Source organism: Pseudomonas sp. L-22-4S-12 (assembly GCF_009799935.1).
Taxonomy (GTDB): Bacteria; Pseudomonadota; Gammaproteobacteria; order Pseudomonadales; family Pseudomonadaceae; genus Aquipseudomonas.
Genome location: NZ_WELL01000001.1, coordinates 333,259 through 356,090, shown reverse-complemented (window position 1 = coordinate 356,090; position 22,832 = coordinate 333,259). Strand labels below are relative to the sequence as shown.

General features: G+C 68.1%; 21 protein-coding genes. 5 read left to right on the top strand and 16 right to left on the bottom strand.

Annotation, left to right across the window (positions count from 1 at the left end):
- Positions 1–45: 45 nt before the first annotated feature.
- Entirely contained in the window at positions 46–1,473 is a 1,428-nt protein-coding gene (zwf, locus tag F3I16_RS01645) for a glucose-6-phosphate dehydrogenase (protein ID WP_218573130.1), read from the bottom strand.
- 110 nt (positions 1,474–1,583) lie between these two features.
- On the opposite strand from zwf, the gene hexR reads away from it, so the two are divergent.
- From hexR to F3I16_RS01630, 3 genes are all read left to right on the top strand, one after another.
- A complete protein-coding gene (gene hexR, locus F3I16_RS01640; RefSeq protein ID WP_160077585.1) occupies positions 1,584–2,450 on the top strand; it encodes a transcriptional regulator HexR in 867 nt (288 codons plus the stop codon).
- A 211-nt stretch (positions 2,451–2,661) separates the two neighbouring features.
- Entirely contained in the window at positions 2,662–2,862 is a 201-nt protein-coding gene (locus tag F3I16_RS01635; protein ID WP_160492037.1) for a PA3496 family putative envelope integrity protein, read from the top strand.
- Between the two features lie 116 nt (positions 2,863–2,978).
- Complete coding sequence (locus tag F3I16_RS01630) at positions 2,979–3,986, top strand: Ldh family oxidoreductase (RefSeq protein ID WP_160492036.1); 1,008 nt, start codon at positions 2,979–2,981, stop codon at positions 3,984–3,986.
- A 322-nt stretch (positions 3,987–4,308) separates the two neighbouring features.
- Here the strand turns inward: F3I16_RS01630 and F3I16_RS01625 are convergent, their stop codons facing one another.
- The 15 genes from F3I16_RS01625 to F3I16_RS01555 form a co-directional block, all read right to left on the bottom strand.
- Positions 4,309–5,892 carry an aldehyde dehydrogenase (NADP(+)) gene (locus F3I16_RS01625; protein WP_160492035.1) on the bottom strand — a complete coding sequence of 528 codons (1,584 nt, stop codon included), beginning with the start codon at positions 5,890–5,892 and terminating at the stop codon, positions 4,309–4,311.
- Positions 5,893–5,970: 78 nt separating this feature from the next.
- Positions 5,971–6,918: a dihydrodipicolinate synthase family protein gene (locus F3I16_RS01620; RefSeq protein ID WP_160492034.1), complete on the bottom strand. Its 948-nt coding sequence runs from the start codon at positions 6,916–6,918 to the stop codon at positions 5,971–5,973.
- 141 nt (positions 6,919–7,059) lie between these two features.
- Positions 7,060–8,097 carry a proline racemase family protein gene (locus tag F3I16_RS01615; RefSeq protein ID WP_160492033.1) on the bottom strand — a complete coding sequence of 346 codons (1,038 nt, stop codon included), beginning with the start codon at positions 8,095–8,097 and terminating at the stop codon, positions 7,060–7,062.
- A gap of 40 nt (positions 8,098–8,137) precedes the next feature.
- A complete protein-coding gene (locus F3I16_RS01610) occupies positions 8,138–8,860 on the bottom strand; it encodes an amino acid ABC transporter ATP-binding protein (protein ID WP_160492032.1) in 723 nt (240 codons plus the stop codon).
- Entirely contained in the window at positions 8,853–9,503 is a 651-nt protein-coding gene (locus F3I16_RS01605; RefSeq protein WP_160492031.1) for an amino acid ABC transporter permease, read from the bottom strand. The genes F3I16_RS01610 and F3I16_RS01605 overlap by 8 nt, the downstream gene beginning before the upstream one ends.
- A gap of 11 nt (positions 9,504–9,514) precedes the next feature.
- The gene (locus F3I16_RS01600; protein ID WP_160077601.1) at positions 9,515–10,180 is read right to left on the bottom strand and encodes an amino acid ABC transporter permease; all 666 of its coding nucleotides are present in this window, start codon (positions 10,178–10,180) and stop codon (positions 9,515–9,517) included.
- A gap of 20 nt (positions 10,181–10,200) precedes the next feature.
- Positions 10,201–11,943, bottom strand: a complete 1,743-nt coding sequence (locus tag F3I16_RS01595) for an aconitase X (protein WP_160492030.1) — start codon at positions 11,941–11,943, stop codon at positions 10,201–10,203.
- A gap of 32 nt (positions 11,944–11,975) precedes the next feature.
- Entirely contained in the window at positions 11,976–12,740 is a 765-nt protein-coding gene (locus F3I16_RS01590; RefSeq protein WP_372239598.1) for a transporter substrate-binding domain-containing protein, read from the bottom strand.
- Between the two features lie 305 nt (positions 12,741–13,045).
- A complete protein-coding gene (locus tag F3I16_RS01585) occupies positions 13,046–13,813 on the bottom strand; it encodes an AraC family transcriptional regulator (RefSeq protein ID WP_178116632.1) in 768 nt (255 codons plus the stop codon).
- 189 nt (positions 13,814–14,002) lie between these two features.
- Positions 14,003–15,244 carry an FAD/NAD(P)-binding oxidoreductase gene (locus F3I16_RS01580; RefSeq protein WP_160492028.1) on the bottom strand — a complete coding sequence of 414 codons (1,242 nt, stop codon included), beginning with the start codon at positions 15,242–15,244 and terminating at the stop codon, positions 14,003–14,005.
- Positions 15,244–15,477, bottom strand: coding sequence for a 2Fe-2S iron-sulfur cluster-binding protein (locus F3I16_RS01575; protein ID WP_160492027.1), 234 nt, complete (start codon positions 15,475–15,477; stop codon positions 15,244–15,246). Before F3I16_RS01575 ends, F3I16_RS01580 begins: the two co-directional genes overlap by 1 nt.
- Positions 15,470–16,582: an FAD-dependent oxidoreductase gene (locus F3I16_RS01570; RefSeq protein ID WP_160492026.1), complete on the bottom strand. Its 1,113-nt coding sequence runs from the start codon at positions 16,580–16,582 to the stop codon at positions 15,470–15,472. Before F3I16_RS01570 ends, F3I16_RS01575 begins: the two co-directional genes overlap by 8 nt.
- Positions 16,579–17,517 (bottom strand): 4-hydroxyproline epimerase, encoded by a 939-nt coding sequence (locus F3I16_RS01565; protein WP_160492025.1) that lies wholly within the window; start codon positions 17,515–17,517, stop codon positions 16,579–16,581. The genes F3I16_RS01570 and F3I16_RS01565 overlap by 4 nt, the downstream gene beginning before the upstream one ends.
- A gap of 127 nt (positions 17,518–17,644) precedes the next feature.
- Positions 17,645–18,325 carry a GntR family transcriptional regulator gene (locus F3I16_RS01560; RefSeq protein WP_160492024.1) on the bottom strand — a complete coding sequence of 227 codons (681 nt, stop codon included), beginning with the start codon at positions 18,323–18,325 and terminating at the stop codon, positions 17,645–17,647.
- A gap of 73 nt (positions 18,326–18,398) precedes the next feature.
- Positions 18,399–19,346: a LysR family transcriptional regulator gene (locus tag F3I16_RS01555; protein WP_160492883.1), complete on the bottom strand. Its 948-nt coding sequence runs from the start codon at positions 19,344–19,346 to the stop codon at positions 18,399–18,401.
- A 204-nt stretch (positions 19,347–19,550) separates the two neighbouring features.
- Here F3I16_RS01555 and F3I16_RS01550 point away from each other — a divergent pair, with 204 nt between their 5' ends.
- Positions 19,551–20,966, top strand: a complete 1,416-nt coding sequence (locus F3I16_RS01550; RefSeq protein ID WP_160492023.1) for an acetyl-CoA carboxylase biotin carboxylase subunit — start codon at positions 19,551–19,553, stop codon at positions 20,964–20,966.
- An 11-nt stretch (positions 20,967–20,977) separates the two neighbouring features.
- Positions 20,978–22,786 (top strand): sodium-extruding oxaloacetate decarboxylase subunit alpha, encoded by a 1,809-nt coding sequence (gene oadA / locus F3I16_RS01545; protein WP_160492022.1) that lies wholly within the window; start codon positions 20,978–20,980, stop codon positions 22,784–22,786.
- Positions 22,787–22,832: the final 46 nt, after the last annotated feature.

Below are 22,832 nucleotides of genomic sequence, written 5' to 3'. Positions count from 1 at the left end.
TCGGCGGGCGCTGGCGGCGGCCTGGCTGTGCAACAACTGGCGCAGTCAGTCCTGCCAGGAACGACCTTGCAGCGCCAGCAGGCTCTGCGCCTGTTCCGGGCCGTCGCTGCCGGCCGGGTAGGGGCGCGGGCTTTGGTAGTACTCCAGCCAGCCTTCGAGGATCGGATCGACCCAGGCCCAGGCCGCCTCCACTTCGTCGCGGCGCATGAACAGCGTCGAATCGCCCTCGATCACGTCCAGCAGCAGGCGCTCGTAGGCGTCCCAGCGGCGTTTCTGCGGGAATACCTGGGCCAGGTTGAGGTCCAGCTCCATGGGCGTCAGGCGCATGCCCTTGCCCGGGCTCTTGCCCATCAGCTGCAGGCTGATGCGCTCCTCCGGCTGCAGGCGGATCACCAGGCGGTTGGCCTGGCTGGCCTCGAACAGGCGGTGCGGCACCGGCTTGAACTGGATGACGATCTCCGAGCATTTGCGGGCCATGCGCTTGCCGGTGCGCAGGTAGAACGGCACGCCGGCCCAGCGCCAGTTGTCGATCTCGGCCTGGATGGCGACGAAGGTCTCGGTATCGCTGTCGTTGTCGACCTGTTTCTCGAAATAGTAGGCCGGCACTTCCTGCCCGCCGATCTTGCCGGCGGCGTACTGGCCGCGCACGGTCTTGTCCTGCACGTCGAGGCCGCTGATGGGTTTCAGCGCTTCGAGGATCTTCACCTTCTCGTTGCGCACCGCTTCGGCGTCGAAGCGCACCGGCGCCTCCATGGCCACCAGGCAGAGCAATTGCAGCAGGTGGTTCTGCAGCATGTCGCGCATGGCGCCGGCATGGTCGTAGTAGGCGCCGCGGTTCTCTACGCCGAGGGTCTCGTTGACGCTGATCTGCACGTGGTCGATGTGCCCGGCGCGCCAGATCGGCTCGAACAGGGCGTTGGCGAAGCGCAGGGCCATCAGGTTCTGCACCGTTTCCTTGCCCAGGTAGTGGTCGATGCGGAACACCTGGGCCTCGCTGAACGCCGCGCCGATCGCCGCGTTGATCTCGCGGGCCGATTCCAGCGAGTGGCCGATGGGTTTTTCCAGAACGATGCGCGTGTTGTCGCCGGCCAGGCGGGCGATGGCCAGGTTCTCGGCGATCGACTCGAACAGGTCGGGGGCGGTGGCCAGGTAGTAGATGCGCCCGCGCTGGCAGGTGCCGGCGCCGAGGAACCTGCCCAGGCGGCCGAATTCGGCACTCTGCGAGGCATCCATGGCCAGGTAGTCGAGGCGCTCGGCGAAGCTGGCCCAGGTGGCGTTGTCGAAGTCGCTGCGCGCCACCTGGGCGCGGCAGCGGCGCTCGGCCAGGGCCTGGTAGTCGCCGCGGCTCAGCACGTTGCGCGCCACCGCGAGGATGCGCATGTCGGCGGCCAGGCGGCCGTCGCGGTGCAGGTGGTAGAGGGCGGGCAGCAGCTTGTGCAGGGCCAGGTCGCCAGTACCGCCAAAAACCAGCATGTCGCAGGGGGTGTTCAACAGGATGACTCCGGGTTTGCCTGTGCGGTGCAGTCGCTCATGTAGTATAACTACAAGATCACTACAGCCTGATCATAACCCGAGTCCCGCCCGTGAATCTGTTGCAACACATCGCCCAGTCCCGCCATCTGCTTCGCAAGTCCGAACTCAAGGTTGCCGACTACGTCCTGCAGGACCCTTCGGCGGTGATGCACAGCTCCATGGCCGACCTGGCCCACGAGGTCGGCATCAGCGAGCCGACCATCGTGCGCTTCTGCCGCGCCATCGGCTGCACCGGCTTCCAGGACCTCAAGCTGCGCCTGGCGCAGAGCCTGGCGGCGGGGGCCAGCTTCGGCCAGTTCGCGATCCAGGAAGACGATTCGGTCACCGACTTCAGCCTGAAGATCTTCGACACCACCCTGCACACCCTGATGGAGGTGCGCGAGCGCCTGGATACCCAGGCCCTGCAGAAGGCCATCAACGCCATCGCCCATGCCCAGCGCATCGAGTTCTACGGTTTCGGCGCCTCCGGCGCGGTGGCCGCCGATGCCCAGCACAAGTTCTTCCGCCTGCTGCTGACGGCTGCCGCCTACTCCGACCCGCACATGCAGGCGATGTCGGCTGTAACGCTGAAGCCCACCGACGTGGCCATCTGCATCTCCCAGTCCGGGCGCTCCAAGGACCTGCTGATCACCGCCAACCTGGTGCGCGAGTCCGGCGCCACGCTGATCACCCTGTGCCCCAGCCAGACCCCGCTGGCCGACCTGGCCACGGTCAACCTGGCCATCGACGTGCAGGAAGACACCGAGATCTACACCCCGCTGACCTCGCGCATCGCCCACCTGGTGGTGATCGACGTGCTGGCCATGGGCGTGGCCATGGCCCGCGGGCCGGACCTGGTCAACCACCTGAAAAGCGTCAAGCGCAGCCTGCGCAGCCTGCGCCTGTCGCCCAAGTCGGTGCGTGCCGCCGAGGATTGAGCGGGGCGCAACCGCAGGCTGTGGGAGCGAATTGATTGGCGAGAACAAGCGGTTCGGTGCTGCTGCAATCGCGAATGAATTCGCTCCCACAATCAGCCTGAGCCTACTGGCTCTTGGGTGCAGGCGTCACCCGATCTTCACCGCCTTGTCGGCAAATCGTCACGCCACCACTGCATGCTGATGCTTCCCGCATCCGCACTGGAGTCGTGCCATGTCCCGCCATCACGCTGACCAGCAACAGTCCGCCAGCCGCTCGCGCCGCCAGCAGGAAGACCTGCGCCGCATGCGCTTTCGCCGGGCCATCGAGGATTACTCCGAACAGCGCCGGCTGAATCAGGAAGTCAGCGACTTCCCCGAGCTGGGTGCCATGGGCGGCCTGATGACGCCACAGCTCGCCCGCCATTTTCACTGAGCGCTGCGCGGCCGGGTTCGGGCTGTGCCGAATTCGGCATGGGCACACGGCAAAGCGATCAAGCCTGGAGGGCTCCCGCAGGCCACTGTAGCCAGTGGATAGCAAGGGAGCCCGACATGATCCGACTGACATTGGCGCAAGCGCGCGAACTGGCGCAGGCCGTCCTGCGTAAACATGGCTTCAGCGAAGGCTATGTCGAGGCCATCAGCGCCACGGTGGTCGCCGGCCAGCGTGACGGTTGCGCCTCCCACGGCCTGTACCGCCTGCTGGGTATCGTGGCCACGCTCAAGGCCGGCAAGGTGGTTGCCGATGCCGAGCCGCAGGTCATCGACCAGGCGCCCGCCGTGGTGCGCGTCGAGGCCAATGGCGGCTTCTCGCAATTGGCCTTCCAGGCCGGCCTGCCGGTGCTGTGCGAGAAGGCCCGGGCCAATGGCATTGCGGCCCTGGCGATCAACCGTTGCGTGCATTTCTCCGCCCTGTGGGTCGAGCTGGAAAGCCTGGCCGAGCAGGGGCTGGTGGGCCTGGCCTGCAACCCGACCCAGGCCTATGTGGCGCCGGCCGGGGGCAAGCGTCCGCTGTTCGGCACCAACCCGATCGCCTTTGGCTGGCCGCGTCCCGAGGGCCAGCCGTTCATCTTCGATTTCGCCACCAGCGCCATCGCCCGTGGCGATATCGAGCTGCATCGCCGTGCCGGCCAGGTTCTGCCCGAGGGTTGGGGGGTGGATGCCGAGGGGCGGCCCTGCACCGATGCCAACGAGGTGCTGGAGCACGGCGCCATGCTGACCTTCGGCGGACACAAGGGCTCGGCCTTGTCGGCCATGGTCGAGCTGATCGCCGGCCCGCTGATCGGCGACCTGACCAGTGCCGAATCGCTGGCCTACGATGGCGGCAGCAAGGGCCTGCCGTTCCACGGCGAGCTGATCATCGCCTTCGATCCGCAACGCTTCCTCGGCGCCGATGCCGACCAGCACCTGTTGCGTGCCGAAGCGCTGTTCGAGGCGATCCAGGGGCAGGGTGCGCGACTGCCGTCGCAACGCCGCTACGAGGCGCGGGCGCGCAGCCTGGTCGAGGGGGTGGAGATCCCGCGGGCGCTGCACAAGGACCTGCTGGCGTTGCTGGCTTGAACGCGGCGCCGCCAGGTTGTTGAACCCGGGCCGTTGGGCTTCGCTTCGCTCAACGCCAACCTACCCGCCCTGCCTCCCATGGCGTGTTGCACAGGCCATCGCGCTTGAGTGGGAGCGGATTTATCCGCGATAAACAGGCCGCTCGGCGTAGGCCCTGATCGCGAATGAACTCGCTCCCACGAACAGCCAGAGCAGCCACCACGAGCGCTTGAGCCAAACAACGGCGCGGCGTAGCAACGCGTAACAGGCACATAGCCATAAAAAACCCCGGCGCAAGGCCGGGGTAAAGGGTGCGGAAGCTACCGATCCGTGCCGACACGAATCAGAGCAGCGGCTCCCGCGTGCTTCTGCCATCCACCAGGCGCGCAATGCCCAGCGGGTTGGCGTTTTTCAGGGCGTCCGGGAGCAGGGCGTCCGGGTAGTTCTGGTAGCACAGCGGGCGCAGGAAGCGTTCGATGGCGAGGCTGCCGACCGAGGTGCCGCGGGCATCCGAGGTGGCCGGATAGGGGCCGCCGTGGACCATGGCGTCGCACACTTCCACCCCGGTGGGGTAGCCGTTGAGCAGCAGGCGTCCGGCCTTCTGTTCGAGCAGCGCCACCAGGGGCGCGGCCTGCTCCAGGTCGGCGGCCTCGGCGATCAGGCTGGCGGTCAGCTGGCCGCCCAGGGCGCCCAGGGCCTCCAGCAGCTCGGCCTGGTCGGCCACTTCAACCAGCACGGTGGTCGGGCCGAACACCTCTTCCTGGAGCAATTCGTCGTGCTCCAGCAACAGCCGTACATCGGCCTGGAACAGCTGCGGCAGGGCCTGGCGTCCTTCCTGCGGCTGCCCGGCCAGGTGGCGCATACCGGGGTGGGTGTGCAGCGCGGCCACGCCTTTGGCGTAGCTGTGCAGGGTGCCGCTGTTGAGCATGGTCTGCGCCGGGCGCCGACCGATCTCGGCGATCAGGTTGGCGCTGAACAGGCTGAAGGCGGGCGAGGCGATGCCGATGACCAGGCCCGGGTTGGTGCAGAACTGGCCGCAGCCCTGCACCACCGAGTCGGTCAGCTCGCGGGCGATCTGCTCGCTGCGCGCGGCCAGGGCCGCCGGCAGCACCAGCACCGGGTTGATGCTGCTCATCTCGGCGAACACCGGGATCGGCTGCGGGCGCGCGGCGGCCATGTCGCACAGCGCGCGACCGCCCTTGAGCGAGCCGGTGAAACCCACGGCCTGGATCGCCGGGTGCTTGACCAGCCATTCGCCCACGCCGCCGCCGTAGACCATGTTGAACACCCCGGCCGGCATGCCGGTCTGTTCCGCCGCGCGGACGATGGCCTGCGCCACCCGCTCGGCGGTGGCCATGTGCCCGCTATGGGCCTTGAACACCACCGGGCAGCCGGCGGCGAGCGCCGCGGCGGTGTCGCCGCCGGCCGTGGAAAACGCCAGGGGGAAGTTGCTGGCGCCGAATACGGCTACCGGGCCGACACCCAGCTGGCACTGGCGAATATCCGGGCGCGGCAGCGGCTGGCGCTCGGGTAGGGCGCGGTCGATGCGCGCCCCATGGAAGTCGCCGCGGCGCAGCACCTGGGCGAACAGGCGCATCTGGCCGCTGGTGCGGCCGCGCTCACCCTGGATGCGCGCGGCCGGCAGGGCGGTCTCGCGGCAGACGATGGCGACGAAGTCGTCACCGAGGGCATCGATTTCCGTGGCGATGGCTTCGAGGAATTCGGCACGGCGCACCGCGCTCAGGCTGCGGTAGGCCGGGTAGGCGGCGGCGGCGGCGCGGGCGGCGGCGTTCACCTCGGCCTCGGTGGCCTGGTGGAAGCTGTAGGGCAGGGCCTCGCCCGTCGTGGCGTCGAGGCTCTGCAGGATGACCTCACCGGCGGCGCTACGGCCGCCGGCGATGAAGTTGTGGCCGATGATGGCGGGCATTGTTGGCTCCTGTTGGGGGCTGGCATTGCATGCCAGATCGGCCGGGTTCGCTGGGCGCCCCCGGCCGAAGCGTGGCGATCAGGCGAGTTGCTGTTCGGCCGACCAGTTGGCGTGCCACTGGCGGAACAGCTTGTACTGGGTCTCGGCGTAGTTGCGCTGGGCGTCGCTGAGCGCATCGGTTGCGTTGAAGTGCAGGCTGTACTCCGGGTCGCCACCCAGCACCATCAGGTACTTGTAGTAGAGGACCAGGTCGCAGCCTTCGTCGAAGGACGACAGCACGTTCAGCGCCTCGGACAGCTCCAGGGCACGGCGGCGGGCGATGGCGTCGCCCTTGGCGGCCTGCTTGCTCAGCTCGACCAGCTGCAGCACTTCGCGCGGCAGGACGTTGCCGATGCCGGTGATGGCGCCGGTCGCACCGCAATTGACGAAGCCATGCATCACCTGGGTATCGACGCCGGCCATGAGGATCACCTGGTCATCCTGCGAGGTGATGTGCTCGGCGGCGTAGCGCATGTCGGCGGCGCCGCCGAATTCCTTGAAACCGATCAGGTTGGGGTACTGGCGACGCAGCTTGAAGAACAGCTCGGCGCGGGTCGCAAAGCCGTAGTACGGGCTGTTGTAGATCACCGCCGGCAGCTTCGGCGCCGCTTCGAGAATGGCGGCGAAGTGCGCTTCCTGGGCGGCCGGCGAAGCGCCACGGGACAGCACGCGCGGGATGACCATCAGGCCATGGGCGCCGACCTGGGCGGCGTGGGCGGCGTGGGATACGGCTTCGCGACTGTTCACCGCACCGGTGCCGACGATGGTCGGGACGCCGGCGGCGACCAGGCGCGCCACCCCTTCCTGGCGTTCGGCCTCGGTGAGCAACGGCCAGTCGCCCATGGAACCGCAGTAGACCACGGCGCTCATGCCGGCCTGGATCAGCTCGCGGCCCTTGCGCACCAGGGCGTCGAAGTCCGGCTTGCGCTCGGCGGTGCAGGGGGTCATCAGGGCGGGGATGGTGCCGGTGAAGATGGTGCTGTTCATGCTGTTGCCTCCTGGGCAGAGTCAAAGTATTTCGTATACGAAAGAAAAGGGTCGTTTTCAGCCCTTGTTTACATGGGTTGGGCCTGAGCCCGGTTCATCGCGCCGGCGAGGCGGCGGTTGGCAAATCTTGAAAAACAGGTATTACGGCTTCGGCTCGACCGGCCAGGTATCCGAGAGGCGGTAGCCCTGCGGCCAGGGGTCGTCCGGGTCGAGCAGGTGCTGGTGGGTGCCGGTGATCCAGGCCCGGCCGGACAGGCAGGGGACGATGGCCGGGCGCCCGGCCACCTCGGTCAGGCTGTCGATGCGGCAGTGGAACTCTGAGCCGATGATCGAGCGGCCGACGAAGCGTTCGCCCACCTGCAGCTGGCCGCGCGCCTGCATCACCGCCATGCGTGCCGAACAGCCGGTGCCGCAGGGCGAGCGGTCGATCTTGCCGGGGCGGATCACCACCGCGTTGGCCGCGCTCAGCACGCCGTCGACGCGCTCCAGCGGGGCGGCGATCTGGCAGAAGGAGATGTGGTCCCAGTCGTGGTTGAGCGGGTGGACGAAGCCCAGCTGCGCGTTGGCCGCGCGGGTGATCTTCAGGCCCATGGCGGCCAGGTCGGCGGCCTCGTCGGCGCTCAGGGAAAAGCCCAGGGTGTGGGCATCGGCGATGACGAAGCTGTCGCCGCCGTAGGCGGTGTCGACCTTGAGGCTGCCGAGGCCTTCGACCTCGATCATGGCGTCCAGCTTGTCGGCGAAGGACGGCACGTTCTTCACCTCGACCCGCTGCACCTTGCCGCCCGAGCATTCGGCCACGGCCTCGATCAGCCCGCCGGGGGCCTCCAGCACCAGGCGGGTCTGCGGCTCGCTCATCGGCAGGATGCCGCTGTCGAGCAGCACGGTGGACACGCACAGCGAGTTGGAACCGGACATCGGCGGGGTGTCCGCCGGCTCCATGATGATCCAGGCCATCTGCGCCCGCGGGTCCTTGGCCGGCACCAGCAGGTTGACGTGACGGAACACGCCGCCGCGCGGCTCGTTCAGCACGAAGTTGCGCAGCACCTGGTCGCGGGCGATCCAGCGCGACTGCTCCCAGACGGTGGCGCCCGGCGGCGGGGCGACGCCGCCGACTATGACGTCGCCGACCTCGCCTTCGGCGTGGCAGCTGACCACATGGATGACCTTGCTCGAACGCATCGCTGTCTCCTGATTGGCGGGGATGGGTTTGGGGCTGGGTTTACAGCACCGACTTGAGGAAGTCCGCGGTTTCCGGCTTCTGCGGGTTGCCGATGACCTGCTCGGGCGAGCCGATCTCGTGCACCAGGCCATTGCGGAAGAACGCCACGCGGTCGGACACGTCGCGGGCGAAGCGGATCTCGTGGGTCACCAGGATCATGGTCATGCCTTCCTCGGCGAGCAGGCGCATGGTGTCCAGCACCTCGCCCACCAGCTGCGGGTCGAGGGCGCTGGTGGCCTCGTCGAACAGCATGTAGTCCGGGCTCATGGCCAGGGCGCGGGCGATCGCCATGCGCTGCTGCTGGCCGCCGGAGAGCTTGCTGGGGAACACCTTGAGCTTGTCGCCCAGGCCGACGTGGGTGAGCTGCTTGACCGCCAGGGCCTCGGCCTCTTCCTTGCTTTTGCCGAGCACCTTGCGCGGCGCCAGCATGACGTTCTCCAGCACGGTCAGGTGGGGGAAGGCGTTCCACTGCTGGAACACGATGCCGATCTTCTGCCGCAGCTTGTTCAGGTCGGTGCCCGGCGCGTGCACCTCGGTACCGTCGACGCGGATGCTGCCCTTCTGGATCGGCTCCAGGCCGTTGATGCACATCAGCAGGGTCGACTTGCCGGAGCCGGAGCCGCCGATGATCGACACCACCTCGCCCTTGTTCACGGTCAGGCTGACACCCTTGATGACTTCGAGCTCACCGAAGGATTTATAGACGTTGTCGATCTCAATCATTTTCCTGCCACCTTTTTTCCAGCCGGTTGCCGAGGCGGGCCACGACCAGGCTCATGACGTAATAGATGAGGCCGGCGATGCACAGCACCAGCAGCGGCTCCTGAATGCGCGTAACCACGGTCTGCGAGGCACGCAGCAGCTCGATGATGCCGATCCACATGACCAGTGCCGTGTCCTTCATCACCGACAGCACCAGGTTCAGCCAGCCGGGGAAGGCCACGCGGGTGGCGAGCGGCAGCACGATGTAGCGCAGGTCCTGCCAATAGTTCATGCCCAGCGAGCGGGCGGCGCGGCGCACGTTGGGCGACACCGCGAGGATGCCGCTGCGCACGATCTCGGTGCAGAAGGCCGCGCAGTAGACGCCCAGCACCAGGCAGCCGACGCTGAAGGCGCTGATGTCGAGGCCGGCGATGCTCTTCATCGAGTTGAACAGGACGAACTGGATCAGCAGCGGCACGCTGCGGAACACATCCAGCAGCCAGGCCAGCGGCAGGCTGAGGCGCGGTGCGGAGGCGCGCAGCAGGCCGAAGACGACGCCGGCCAGGGTGCCGATGAGCATGGCGCCGGCGGTCAGCTGCAGGGTCACCCAGGCGCCGTTGAGCATGAACAGCAGGTCGTTGGAGGTGAGGCTGGTAGTAAACATGTCGGCCTTCCTCAGTAGCGGAACAGGCGCCAGGCCATCAGCCGTGCAGCCAGCACGATGGTCTTGGCGATGAGGTAATAGAGCACCGCCGCCATGGCGAAGTACTCGAAGGTGCGGAAGGTCTTCACGTTGTAGTCCTGGGTCACTCCGGTGAGGTCGTTGTTGAGGCCGACGATCACCCCCAGCGAGGTCATCAGCACCGCCCAGACCATCTGGTTGGACAGGGGGTGGAAGACGATGCGCAGCAGCTGCGGCACGATGATCATGCGGTAGGCCTGAAAGGCGCTCATGCCCAGCGAGCGCGCGGCGCGCATCTGCGTGTCCGGCACCGCCTTGAGGCCGCCGCGGAAGTTCTCCGCCAGGTAGCCGGCATTGTTGAAGGTGATCCCCGCCAGCAGGGCCACCCAGGAGCTGACATGCAGGCCGAAGGTGCCGAGGCCGAAGTAGAGGATGTAGATCTGGAACAGCGACGGCGTGTTGCGCGCGATCGAGACCCAGGTATTGGCGAAGTGGCGCAGCAGCGGGTTGTGCATCTGCCGCATGACCGTCAGCAGCAGGGCGATGAGGACGCCGAAGATCATCGACAGAGCGGCGGTCTCCAGGGTCACCCAGGCGCCGCCGAGCATGTCCGGTAGCGCCTTGAGCGCCGTGTGCCAGTGAAAGGTGTAGTCGAACATCGCGCTGTGGCTCCCTTGAATCAGTGGCGACCGAGCCAGGCCGGGACGTGGAGGGGGTTGGTTCCCGTGCAGGCGGCGTCGACGCACGCGGCAAGGCTGCCGAAGTGCACCTGACGGCCGACCAGGCCGGGGGCGTAGTGGGCGTACTTGCCCGAATTGGTCATCAGGCGCCGGGCCTGGCGCGGCACGACGGGCTCGTCGAGCATGCACCAGCAGGTATCGGTGACCAGTTGCACGCCGAATGCCTCGAGGCTGGCGACATACCCGGCGGCTTCGGCCTGGGCATGGATGCTGCGGCCACAGGTCACCACCACGGCGGTCTGCGCATGCTTGTGGCGGCCGCGGCAGAGCTCGGCCAGGCGCGCGCATTCGCTGAGGGAGAAATGCGGGTTGCCCAGGGCGACCAGCTCCACTGCCGGCTCGCTGGCGTTGTTCAGCTCGTGCCAGCTGCCCAGCAGGTCGGCCTGGCTGACCCGCAGGTGGCGCAGCGGCGCCTTGCCGCCCAGGGCGCTTTCGGCATCGGGTGCTTCCGGGGTGATGCCGGCGATATGGAACATCGGTGCCGCCGAGGTCGTGGCGAAGGCGGCGCCGAAGGCCTTCAGCTCGTCGCTGCCGGCGCCGCTCCGCTCCAGGCCGCAGATCACCGGGATGGCGCTGCTGCAGAGCAGGCCGACGTGGTAGCCGAGCAGCGGCCAGAAGGCATCGTCGGCGCCGTCCAGGGCCGGCACATCGATGCGCAGGGTGGCCCGGCGGCCGGCATCGAGGTGGCAGCCGATATGCGGCGCGCGGCCGGTCAGGGCGATGCAGATATCGAGGAAATCCGGGTATTTCAGGGTCCGCGCGCCGAGCACGCTGTTGGCGTAGACCACCGCATTGGATTCGGCCCAGGCGATCTGCTCACCGCGCTCGGGGGCGCTGTCCAGCAGGTAGGGCGCGCAGGTGTAGCTGAGCGCCGCGCCCATGGCCATGTAGGTGTCGCCCAGGGCACTGGCCGGCTCGCCGAAGGCCGGGTCGATGCCCAGGGCACGCCAGCGGCGCTGGTCGACCGAGATCGCATTGAGGGTGGTCGGCACCCGCACGCGGGCGCCCCAGTCGAGCAGCTGGCGGGCAAAGCGCAGGCAGGCCTCGCCGGTGTAGATGCAGCCGTCGATGTGCGCCTGGCGGATATCCATCAGCGCGTCGGCGCCCTGCAGTTCGGCCATGCGCAGCAGCAGCTGCATGGCGACCTGGGCGGCCTTGCCGTGTTCGCCGGCCAGCAGGGCCTGGTCGACGGCGCTGAGAGCCACCCTGCCTGGCTGCGCCACGGCGCTGGCGCCGTCGGCCTGCCAGGCCGTTGTCGGAGCCTGTTCGAACAATTGCAGGTGCGCGCCGGCGAGGCGGGCGAAGCCGGCGCGGGGCAGCTCGGCGAAGCGTTCGTGACCGATGCACAGCACCGGCAGCGAACGCTGGAAAATGAGCTCGGCGACCAGTACGCCGAGGCTGAGAATCTCGTCGGCCTCGGCCAGCACCAGGGCTGCCGGGGCGTGACCATTGAGGATCAGTTCCAGCATGACGCTGCTGCCGGTGCAGGAGCCGCGTCCGCTGGGGATGGCCAGGACGCGCCCGGCCACCGATTGACCGCTCAGCGGGTGGTGACGATCGATCACCTCGCCGCTGAGCGGGTCGATCCCGCCCCAGAAGCTCAGGCCCACATCGGCGCAGAGCCAGGGGCCTTGGCCCCTGCCGTGCACCAGGCTGCGGCCGCTGATCTGGACTTCAGACATGCAGATGTCTCCAGGGTTGGGCGGGGGCGTTATCAGTAGTACACGCCGGGGACGGTCAGGTTGGCCGGGGCGATGTCCTTGCCCACCCACTTCAGCCACAGTTCCTGGTAGCGGCCGCTGCGTACCTGCTGGTTGACGAACAGGTTGAGGTAGTTGATCAGGCCGTACTCGCTGCGCTTGGCGGCCAGGGACACGTAGTCGACGACGTAGGGCGCATCGCCGGCGACCTTCAGGCCCTTGTACTTGCCCGACTTGAGGGTGGCGGCGGCTACGGTGTTGGTCACCACGGTGGCGTCGATGTGGCCCTGGGCCACGGCCAGGATGGTGTCGTTCTGCGACTGGTAGGCGCGGAAGCTGCCTTCGCCCCAGGCCTTCACGTCCTTCTCCAGGGCGATGGCCTCATAGGTGCCGCTGGTGTTGCCGAGATTCTTGCCCTTGAGGTCGGCGTAGCTGTTCACCCCGGCGTCCTCGCGGGTCAGCACGACCATCTGGAAGGCGAAGTAGGGCACGGTCATGCCCACGGTCTTGGCGCGTTCCAGGGTGTCGGAGGTGGAGGCGACGATGACGTCGGCGCGTCCGGAGATCAGCGCCGGGATACGATCCGGGAAGGGCGTTTCGACCACTTCAGCGGTGACCCCGAGGACTTTGGCCAGGTCATGGCAATAGTCGACGTCGAAGCCGGCGGGCTCGTTGTTTTCATCGCGCAGGCCCATGGGCGGGAAGTCCAGGGTCACGGCGCAGCGCAGCTTGCCGGAGCCGATGATGTCATCGAGCTTGTCGGCGTGGGCGTTGCTCATCAGGGTGGAGCCGAGAAGGGTGCAGACTGCTACGGAAAGAAGCTTGGATTTCATGGATATCTCTCTTCTGTCGTTCGGTTGGGCAGGTGCTGGATCGGATTGAGTTCCGAAGATTTCGTATACGATATTTTATATGCAGAGTGCATGCCAGCTTGCCCGGTGGCCCTGCGGGCGGCCCGGAGCGCTCTGCAATGCAGGCCTGACGTGTTCAGCGTAGCGAAAGGAACGTGAGGGCGAGACCGGGCGGTCACGAAATGTGCCGTACGGTTACGCCCAGGTGTTACATAAAGGAGCGGCGTGTCCCGTTATGGAGCAGTGGGCTGCGTGCGCGTGCCGAGCGAGTCGCGATACTGGCTGGGCGACAGGCCGGTGTGGGCCTTGAACTGGCGGCTGAAGGCGCTGTGGTCGGTGTAGCCGCAACGCAGGGCGATTTCGGTGATCGGCAGGTCCTGGCCCAGCAGCTGGGTGGCGGCGCCCAGGCGGGCCTTGTGGATCATCTGCCGCGGGCTGAGCTGGAAGATGCGCTTGCAGTGCCGCTCCAGCTGGGCCACCGACAGGCCGGCGATCGCGGTCAGCTCGCCGAGGCTGATGGGCTGGGCGTAATGCTGGCGGATATGCGCATCGACCGCCGCCACCTTGCGGTAGGCCGGGTGGTTGGAGTGGGCGCTGGGGAGGTCGCAGGACACCCCGGCCATGCCGATGATGCGGCCGTGGGCATCGCGCAGCGCCAGCTTGTGGGTCAGGCACCAGCCGGCCTGGCGGCCGGGGTACAGGTGCAGTTCCAGCTGGTCTTCGAGCTGGGTGCCCGAGGCCAGGACCTGGTGATCCTGGGCCGTATACAGGGCGCCGAAACGGTCCGGGAAGACTTCCTCGGCGCGCCGCCCGAGCAGCTCGGCCTTGTGCCGGTAGCCCAGGCGCTGTACCAGGGTCTGGTTGAGCATGACGTAGCGCGCCGCCTCGTCCTTGATGAAGAACACCACCCCGGGCAGGGCGTCGAACAGCGGCGCCACGGCGCCCAGGCTGGCGAGCAGGCTGGGCAGGTCGGCGGGGGCGGGCGGCAGCAGGTCGAGCATGGGCGATGGGCCGGGGCTGGGAGGCGTCCATTCTGCGCAGCGACGGCGGCAACGGACAAGCGCTCTGCCACCTTGGCGCCTGTTAGAAGGCTCGCGAGCTATTCCGGTAGGCTGGGTTGAGCACAGCGATACCCATCGCGGGCCACTGCGAGGGGTATCGTCGCAGGCGACTCAAGCCATCCTACGGGCTCAGTCGTCGCCGAGCTGGAGCAGGGTGTCGATGCGCGCCGGGCTGAAGGGCGGGCGCGGCGCTGGCGCCGGCCAGCCGAACAGCGCCTGGGCGGCGCCGCCGCAGATCCGCCCCTGGCAGGCGCCCATGCCGCAGCGGCTGGCCATCTTGGCCTGGCTCCAGCCGTGCTGATCGGCCACGGCCGCTAGCGGTACGTCCTCGCAGCGGCAGATCAGGGTGTCCGGCCGGGCCAGCTGTTTCACCTCGTTGCCGAGGGCAAAGGCGGCGTTCAGTGCGGCGGCGAAGCGATGCCAGCGCTGGCGCTGCGACCACAGGCGCTGCGCCGCGGCGTGCTCGCCGACCGCCGCATGGCCGGCGATGGCGCCTTCGACCAGGGCCTTTTCGCTGCCGCCGAAGCCGGTGCTCTCGCCGGCGGCGTAGACGCCGGCCAGGCTGCTGGCCTGCCAGGCATCGACGGCGATGGCGCCGTCGTCGATGCGGCAGCCCAGGGCCTGGCCCAGCTGCAGATTGGGAATCAGGCCGAAGCCGCAGGCCAGACGCTCGCAGGCGACTTCCCGGATCTGCCCGCCGATGCTCAGGCGCACGGCCTCCAGGCGGCCGTCGCCCAGCGCTTCGATGACATGGCTGTTCGCCCGATAGCCGGGGTGGAACAGGCCGAAGGACTGCAGCAGCTTGTGCGGCCAACGCGGCAGCTGCGCGGCGAAGCCGGCCACGGCGGCCCAGCCGGCCTGTTCGGCGATATGCAGCACCTTGGCGCCGTGTTCTTTCGCGGTGGCGGCGCTGGCCAGCAGCAGCGGGCCGCTGCCGGCGATGACGATGCGTTCGCCCTGCACCGGCAGGCCGCCCTTGATCAGCGCCTGCAGGCCGCCGGCGCCGGTGACGCCGGGCAGGGTCCAGCCGGGGAAGGGCAGCAGCAGCTCGCGGGCGCCGGTGCAGAGAATCAGTTTCTGGTAGTGGATCACCCGGCCCTGCTGCGGGTCTTCGACCAGCAGCGCCTGGGGGCCGGCCAGGGCGACCACGCGGCAGGCCGGCAGCAGCTCGATATTGGCCTGTGCGGCCAGGCGCTGGCGGTACTCGCGGGCCAGCGGCGGCAGCTGCGCCTGCGGGCCGTCGCGCCAGATCTGCCCGCCGGCGGCCGGGTTGTCGTCGAGTACGGCGATGCGCGCGCCGCTGGGGGCGGCGGCCAGGGCGGCGGCCATGCCGGCGGGGCCGGCACCGATGATCAGCAGGTCGACATGCATCAGCGCGTCTCCACCCGCATGCCGTCGCGGCACAGCGTCTGGCAGGCCAGGCGGCGCTGGCCGTCGATGTTCACCCGGCATTCCTGGCAGATGCCCATGCCGCAGAAGGGCGCGCGGCGCTGGCCGCTGACCGAGGTGCGGCAGCAGCCGTCGGCACCGAGCGCCAGGGCGGCGGCCACCGTGGTGCCTTCGGCCACGCGCAGCGGGCGGCCGTCGAGACTGAGTTCAGGCATGCGCGTCTCCGAGAAAGCGCTGGGGCAGATAGGGGGCGACGGGCAGCGGCGCCTGTTCGCCGAACAGCTGCGCGACCAGCAGGTCGGCGCTGCCGGGGGCGGTGGTGACGCCGAGCCCTTCGTGGCCGACGGCCAGCCACAGGCCGGGCTGGTGCGGGTGTTCGCCGAGCAGGGGCAGGCCGTCCGGGCTGGCCGCGCGGAAGCCGGTCCAGGCGCGGATGCCGTTGAGCCGGGCCAGGCCCGGCATGTAGTCGACGGCGCGGCGCAGCATCTTGGCCAGCATCCAGGGCTCGACCTCGGGGTCGCTGGTGCCGAACTGGCGCGAGGCGCCGATGAACAGCTGGCCGGTCGGGCGCGGCTGGATATTGGCGGCGGTCGAGGGGCCGCTGGCGTTGTGCGCGCTGGTGACGTAGCCCAGCTCGACCAGGGTATGGCGGATCATGCCGGGGTAGCGGTCGGTGATCAGCAGGTGGCCTTTCTTCGGCTCGATCGGCAGCTCCGGGCACAGGCCGGTGGCGTGCACGCCGTTGGCCAGGATGACGGCGTCGGCCCCCAGCCACTGGCCGTCGGCCAGGCGCACGCGGTTGCCCGCGACTTCCACCACCTGGGCCGGGCGCAGGCTGATGGTTGGCTGTTGCAGCAGCCAGCGGGCGGCGTTGGGGGCATACAGAATGCCGTCGCCGGTGACCTTGAGGCCGCCATGCAGGCCGGCGCGCAGCTCGGGTTCGCAGTCGGCCAGGGCCCGGGCGCCGAGCAGTTCGCAGGCCAGGCCGTGCTCGCGCAGGACGCCGAACTTGGCTTCGGCCACGGCCATTTCCTCGGCATTGGCGGCCAGCCACAGCGTGCCGTTCTGCCGGTAGGCGCAGTCCTCGGGCATCTCGTGGGCCCAGTCGCGCCAGCGCTGCACCGAGTACTGGCTGAGCGCCAGTTCCGCCGGGTTGTCGTCGAGCACGATCAGGTGGCCCATGCCGGCGGCCGTGGCGGCGCGCAGGCCGGCGTCCAGCACCAGCACGCGCAGGCCACGGCGGGCCAACTGATGGGCGCAGGCGGCGCCGACTATGCCGGCACCGATGACGATGATGTCGGCGCTGCGCGCATCGCTCACAGGCGAATGCCCCAGGCGAACGGATCCTCGTCCTCGATCAGCAGCTCGGCTTCGGCGCTGAGGTAGGCGCGGCCGCGAATGGTCGGGATGATCTGCGAGCCGTCGGCCGCCCACTGGAAGCTGGCCTCGAACTGGCTGCCGATCACGCTGGCCTGGCGCCAGACCTGCCCCGGCTGCAGCTTGCCGTCGGCCGCCAGGCAGGCCAGCTTGGCGCTGGTGCCGGTGCCGCAGGGAGAGCGGTCGTAGGCCTTGCCCGGGCACAGCACGTAGCTGCGGCTGTCGGCCTGCTCATCGCTGGCGAACAGCTCGATGTGGTCGATCAGGCCGCCGTCGTCGCCGCGGATGCCCTGGTGCTCCAGGGCCTGCTGCACCGCGCAGCTGTAGGCCATGAGGGCGTCGAGGTTGTCGCCGGCAACCCGCTGGCCGTGCTCGGCGATCAGGAAGAACCAGTTGCCGCCCCAGGCGACATCGCCGCAGACCGTGCCATAGCCAGGGACTTCGAGAGTCAGGTCCTGGTGCAGGCGGTAGGCGGGAACGTTGCGCACGCTGACCGAGCGGTCCTCGTGCAGGGTCGCCTCGACCGTGCCGACCGGCGTCTCGATCCGGTGCACGCCCGGGCCGATGCGCCCGAGGTGGGCCAGGGACGCCACCAGGCCGATGGTGCCGTGGCCGCACATGCCGAGGTAGCCGCTGTTGTTGAAGAAGATCACTCCGGCACAGGCGCTGGGCTCGACCGGCGCGCACAGCAGGGCGCCGACCAGCACATCGCTGCCGCGCGGCTCCAGCACGCTGGCGGTGCGCCAGCGGTCGAAGCGCTCGGCCAGCAGCTGGCGGCGCTCGGCCATGCTGCCGTGGCCCAGATCGGGGAAACCGTCGAGTACCAGGCGGGTCGGTTCACCGCCGGTGTGCGAGTCGAGGACGCGGATACGTTGCATCAGGCTGGCCCCACGGGCAGGGAAGGTGCCTGCAAGGGTGACCCTGCGCGGCCCCGCCCGGCTTGATGGATTTCGGCCGGCCCTCTGACGAAATCGGCACAGTGGCGGGCGCCGCCCGGAGTGCCGGCTAAGTGGCCTGCTTGTAGCCGGGCAGCTGGGCGTAGAGGGTCTGGCAGACGCCGTTGATGTGCGCCTCGATCAGCTGCGCGGCGAGGTCGGCATCCCCGGCGCGGCACGCCGCGATGATGTCGCGGTGCTCGTGGTCGGCGCGCTCCTTGCCTTCCGACAGGCTCATCTGCATGCGCAGATAACGCTCCAGCTTGTCGTGGATGGAGCGAATCAGGCTGACCAGGAACGGCCGCTGGGCCGGCTCGTACAGGCAGGTATGCAGTTGCCAGTTCAGTTCGGCCCAGCGGCCCACGTCCAGCTCGCCGAGGAACGCCTGGCAGATGCTTTCCGCCTGGGCGAAGGTGGCCTCGGTCATGTTCGGCACGGCCAGGCGAATGGCCTGCACCTCGAGCAGCACGCGCACCTCGAACATCTGCGCCAGCTCGGGTTCCGAGATGCGCGTGACCACTGCGCCCTTGTTGCGCTGGAACAGCACCAGGCCTTCGGCTTCCAGGCGCTTGAGCGCCTCGCGCACGGGGATCTTGCTGACGTTGAACAGCCGCGCGATGTCGTCCTGGCGGATCGGCTCGTCCTCGGCGAAATGCCCCGAGATGATCGCCTCGCGCAGGTGCTTGGCGATGGTTTCCGAGGCCGATGGCGCGAGACCCAGATTGGGAGCACTGAAGGCGGGTAGAGGCACGGGGCGATACCTGATGGGTGAGATCGTACGAATATAATATACGAAGTTCTCTTGGCTTCGCTTGGCGCGGCGTCTACCGCTCGTCTTCGTTGCGTGGGCTGGCCTGGTTGAAGCGCTCGGCCAGTTGGTTGATCTGCAGCCGCTCGGCGCGGATGAAGTCGAGGAAGGCCTGGGCCACCGGCGACAGGCGCTTGCCGCGGCCGTGCACCACGCACCAGCTGCGCAGCAGCGGCAGCTCCTCCACCGGCAGCTCGCGCAGCAGCCCGGCGGCCAGCTCCAGGCGCACCGCGTGGCGCGGCAGCAGGGCCAGGCCGAGGCCGGCGATCACCGCTTCGACCTGGGATTCGCTCGAGCCGATCTCGATGACCTGGGCGAAGTGTGCGCGCTTCTGGTGGCAATACTCCTCGCAGGCGCGGCGGGTGCCCGACCCGGCCTCGCGCACCAGCAGCGGGAAGTCGCTGAGATCGCTCAGGCGCAGGCGCTGCAGCGAGCACAGCGGGTGGCTCGGCGGCGCCACGGCGATGATCGGGTTGGTGAAGAACGGGAAGAAGTCCAGGGCCAGCTCGCTGGGCACCTGGGACATGATCAGCAGGTCGTCGCGGCTCACCGACAGGCGCTTGACCGCCTGGGCATGGTTGACCACCACCAGCTGCAGGCTGACTTCCGGGTGCTGGGCGCGGAAGGCGGCGAACAGGTGCGGCACCAGGTACTTGGCGCTGGATTCCACCGCCAGGTTGAGCTGGCCCTGCAGCGAGCCCTGCAGGTCGGAGAGCTGCATGTCGAGGCTCTCCAGGCGGCCGAAGATGTCCTCGCTGGCCTTCAGCAGCGCTTCGGCGGCGGGCGTCAGGTAGAGCTTCTTGGCCACGTAGTCGAACAGCGGCTGGTCGATCAGCTCTTCCAGCTGGCGAATCTGCAGGCTCACGGCCGGCTGGGTGAGGGCCATTTCTTCCGCGGCGCGGCTGTAGGAGCGGCTCTCGCACACCGCGCGGAAAATCTGCAGCTGACGAAATGTCATGCGCATCAATGACTTACGCATTAATAGGGCTCGTCGAGAGGATGGGGTGCGTTAAACTATAAGTCTTTGCTAATGACTAACCCAACAAATATTGATTTTGGTTAATCACCGCGTCGGCGTAGGGTAAATGCAAGACCGCTACATGCCCTGCGGTCACCCGTCGACCGCCCTGCTGCGGCCGTTTGTTCACGTGATCGAGGAACCAGGCTCGTGATCAAGAAGATCCTCATCGCCAACCGCGGCGAGATTGCCGTCCGTATCGTGCGCGCTTGCGCCGAGATGGGCATCCGCTCGGTGGCCGTCTACTCCGAGGCGGACCGCATGGCGCTGCACGTCAAGCGCGCCGACGAGGCCCACAGCATCGGCGACGACCCGCTGGCCGGCTACCTCAACCCGCGCAAGTTGGTGAACCTGGCCGTGGAAACCGGCTGCGACGCCCTCCACCCGGGCTACGGCTTCCTCTCGGAGAACGCCGAGCTGGCGGAAATCTGCGCCGAGCGCGGGATCAAGTTTATCGGCCCGTCCGCCGAAGTGATCCGCCGCATGGGTGACAAGACCGAGGCGCGGCGCAGCATGATCGCCGCCGGCGTGCCTTGCACCCCGGGCACCGAAGGCAACGTGGCGGATATCGCCGAGGCCCTGCGCGAAGGTGAGCGCATCGGCTACCCGGTGATGCTCAAGGCCACCTCCGGCGGCGGCGGGCGCGGCATCCGCCGCTGCAACAGCCGCGAGGAGCTGGAACAGAATTTCCCGCGGGTGATTTCCGAGGCGACCAAGGCCTTCGGCTCGGCCGAAGTGTTCCTGGAAAAGTGCATCGTCAATCCCAAGCACATCGAGGCGCAGATCCTCGCCGACAGCTTCGGCAACACCGTGCACCTGTACGAGCGCGACTGCTCGATCCAGCGCCGCAACCAGAAACTGATCGAGATCGCCCCCAGCCCGCAGCTGACCCCCGAGCAGCGCGCCTATATCGGCGACCTGGCCGTGCGCGCGGCCAAGGCGGTGGGCTACGAGAACGCCGGCACCGTGGAGTTCCTGCTCGCCGAGGGCGAGGTGTACTTCATGGAGATGAACACCCGGGTGCAGGTGGAACACACCATCACCGAGGAAATCACCGGCATCGACGTGGTCCGCGAGCAGATCCGCATCGCCTCCGGGCTGGAGCTGTCGGTCAAGCAGGAAGACATCCAGTACCGCGGCTTCGCCCTGCAGTTCCGCATCAACGCCGAGGACCCGAAGAACAACTTCCTGCCCAGCTTCGGCAAGATCACCCGCTACTACGCCCCCGGCGGCCCCGGGGTGCGTACCGACACGGCGATCTACACCGGCTACACCATTCCGCCCTACTACGACTCCATGTGCCTGAAACTGATCGTCTGGGCACTGACCTGGGAAGAGGCGATGGACCGCGGCCTGCGCGCGCTGGACGACATGCGCCTGCAGGGGGTGAAGACCACCGCCGCCTACTATCAGGAAATCCTGCGCAACCCGGAGTTCCGCAGCGGCCAGTTCAACACCAGCTTCGTCGAAGCCCACCCGGAACTGACCAACTATTCGATCAAGCGCAAACCGGACGAGCTGGCCCTGGCCATCGCTGCCGCCATCGCCGCCCACGCCGGCCTGTGAGGAATTGAGCCATGACTAAGAAAATCACCGTTACCGACACCATCCTGCGCGACGCCCACCAGTCGATCATCGCCACGCGCATGCGCACCGAAGACATGCTGCCGATCTGCGACAAGCTCGATAAGGTCGGCTACTGGTCCCTGGAAGTCTGGGGCGGCGCCACCTTCGACGCCTGCGTGCGCTTCCTCAAGGAAGATCCGTGGGAGCGCCTGCGCAAGCTCAAGGCCGCACTGCCCAACACCCGCCTGCAGATGCTCCTGCGCGGGCAGAACCTGCTCGGCTACCGCCACTACAGCGACGACGTGGTGCGCGCCTTCGTGGCCAAGGCGGCGGTCAACGGCATCGACGTGTTCCGCATCTTCGACGCGATGAACGACGTGCGTAACCTGCGCGTGGCCATCGAGGCGGTGAAGGCCGCCGGCAAGCATGCCCAGGGCACCCTGAGCTACACCACCAGCCCGGTGCACACCGTGGCCGCCTACGTCGAGCAGGCCAAGGCCATGCAGGCCATGGGCATCGACTCGATCGCGATCAAGGACATGGCCGGGCTGCTGACCCCCTACGCCACCGCCGAACTGGTCAAGGCGCTGAAGGCCGCAGTCGACCTGCCGGTGTTCATCCACAGCCACGACACCGCCGGCATGGGCGCGATGTGCCAGCTCAAGGCCATCGAGGCCGGCGCCGACCATATCGACACCGCCATCTCCAGCTTCGCCTGGGGCACCAGCCACCCGGGCACCGAGTCGATGGTCGCCGCGCTCAAGGGCAGCGAGTACGACACCGGCCTGGACCTGGCCCTGCTGCAGGAAATCGGCCTGTACTTCTATGCCGTGCGCAAGAAGTACCACCAGTTCGAGAGCGAGTTCACCGCGGTGGACACCCGCGTGCAGGTCAACCAGGTGCCGGGCGGGATGATGTCCAACCTGGCCAACCAGCTCAAGGAGCAGGGCGCCCTGCACCGCATCAACGAAGTGTTCGCCGAGATCCCCAAGGTGCGCGAAGACCTCGGCTTCCCGCCGCTGGTCACGCCGACCTCGCAGATCGTCGGCACCCAGGCGGTGTTCAACGTGCTGGCCGGCGAGCGCTACAAGACCATCACCAACGAGGTCAAGCTGTACCTGCAGGGCCGCTACGGCAAGGCGCCGGGCAAGATCAACGAACACCTGCGCTTCCAGGCGATCGGCAGCGAGGACGTGATCGACGTGCGCCCGGCCGACCTGATCAAGCCGGAACTGGCCAAGCTGCGCGAGGAAATCGGCGCCCTGGCCAAGTCCGAGGAAGACGTGCTGACCTACGCCATGTTCCCCGACATCGGCCGCAAGTTCCTCGAGGAGCGCGCCGCCGGCACCCTGACTCCGGAACTGCTGCTGCCGATCCCGGAAGCCGGCGGCGTGGCCCCGGCCGACGGCGAAGGCGTGCCGACCGAGTTCGTCATCGACGTGCACGGCGAGAGTTACCGGGTGGACATCACCGGCGTCGGCGTGAAGGGCGACGGCAAGCGCCACTTCTACCTGTCCATCGACGGCATGCCGGAAGAGGTGGTGTTCGAGCCGCTCAACCAGTTCGTCGGCGGTGGCGGCAGCAAGCGCAAGAGCGCCAGCGCCCCGGGCGATGTCAGCACCACCATGCCGGGCAATATCGTCGAGGTGCTGGTCAAGGAGGGCGACCAGGTCAAGGCCGGCCAGGCCGTGCTGATCACCGAGGCGATGAAGATGGAAACCGAAGTGCAGGCGCCGATCGCCGGTACTGTCAAGGCCATCCACGTGGCCAAGGGCGACCGGGTAACGCCGGGCGAAGTGCTGGTGGAAATCGAAGCCTGAGTGGCTGACCGGCAATGAAAAAGGCCATGTCCCAATAGCGGGTTGC

Bases quoted from the DNA above. Each gene is read 5' to 3' on its own strand.
- F3I16_RS01565 (WP_160492025.1), bottom strand. From the start codon at position 17,517: ATGCAACGTATCCGCGTCCTCGACTCGCACACCGGCGGTGAACCGACC.
- oadA (WP_160492022.1), top strand. From the start codon at position 20,978: ATGACTAAGAAAATCACCGTTACCGACACCATCCTGCGCGACGCCCAC.
- F3I16_RS01555 (WP_160492883.1), bottom strand. From the start codon at position 19,346: ATGCGCATGACATTTCGTCAGCTGCAGATTTTCCGCGCGGTGTGCGAG.
- F3I16_RS01615 (WP_160492033.1), bottom strand. From the start codon at position 8,097: ATGCGTTCGAGCAAGGTCATCCATGTGGTCAGCTGCCACGCCGAAGGC.
- zwf (WP_218573130.1), bottom strand. From the start codon at position 1,473: ATGCTGGTTTTTGGCGGTACTGGCGACCTGGCCCTGCACAAGCTGCTG.
- F3I16_RS01585 (WP_178116632.1), bottom strand. From the start codon at position 13,813: ATGCTCGACCTGCTGCCGCCCGCCCCCGCCGACCTGCCCAGCCTGCTC.
- F3I16_RS01625 (WP_160492035.1), bottom strand. From the start codon at position 5,892: ATGCCCGCCATCATCGGCCACAACTTCATCGCCGGCGGCCGTAGCGCC.
- F3I16_RS01600 (WP_160077601.1), bottom strand. From the start codon at position 10,180: ATGTTCGACTACACCTTTCACTGGCACACGGCGCTCAAGGCGCTACCG.
- F3I16_RS01575 (WP_160492027.1), bottom strand. From the start codon at position 15,477: ATGCCTGAACTCAGTCTCGACGGCCGCCCGCTGCGCGTGGCCGAAGGC.
- F3I16_RS01630 (WP_160492036.1), top strand. From the start codon at position 2,979: ATGATCCGACTGACATTGGCGCAAGCGCGCGAACTGGCGCAGGCCGTC.
- F3I16_RS01580 (WP_160492028.1), bottom strand. From the start codon at position 15,244: ATGCATGTCGACCTGCTGATCATCGGTGCCGGCCCCGCCGGCATGGCC.
- F3I16_RS01590 (WP_372239598.1), bottom strand. From the start codon at position 12,740: ATGAGCAACGCCCACGCCGACAAGCTCGATGACATCATCGGCTCCGGC.
- F3I16_RS01595 (WP_160492030.1), bottom strand. From the start codon at position 11,943: ATGTCTGAAGTCCAGATCAGCGGCCGCAGCCTGGTGCACGGCAGGGGC.
- F3I16_RS01610 (WP_160492032.1), bottom strand. From the start codon at position 8,860: ATGATTGAGATCGACAACGTCTATAAATCCTTCGGTGAGCTCGAAGTC.
- F3I16_RS01635 (WP_160492037.1), top strand. From the start codon at position 2,662: ATGTCCCGCCATCACGCTGACCAGCAACAGTCCGCCAGCCGCTCGCGC.
- F3I16_RS01605 (WP_160492031.1), bottom strand. From the start codon at position 9,503: ATGTTTACTACCAGCCTCACCTCCAACGACCTGCTGTTCATGCTCAAC.
- F3I16_RS01620 (WP_160492034.1), bottom strand. From the start codon at position 6,918: ATGAACAGCACCATCTTCACCGGCACCATCCCCGCCCTGATGACCCCC.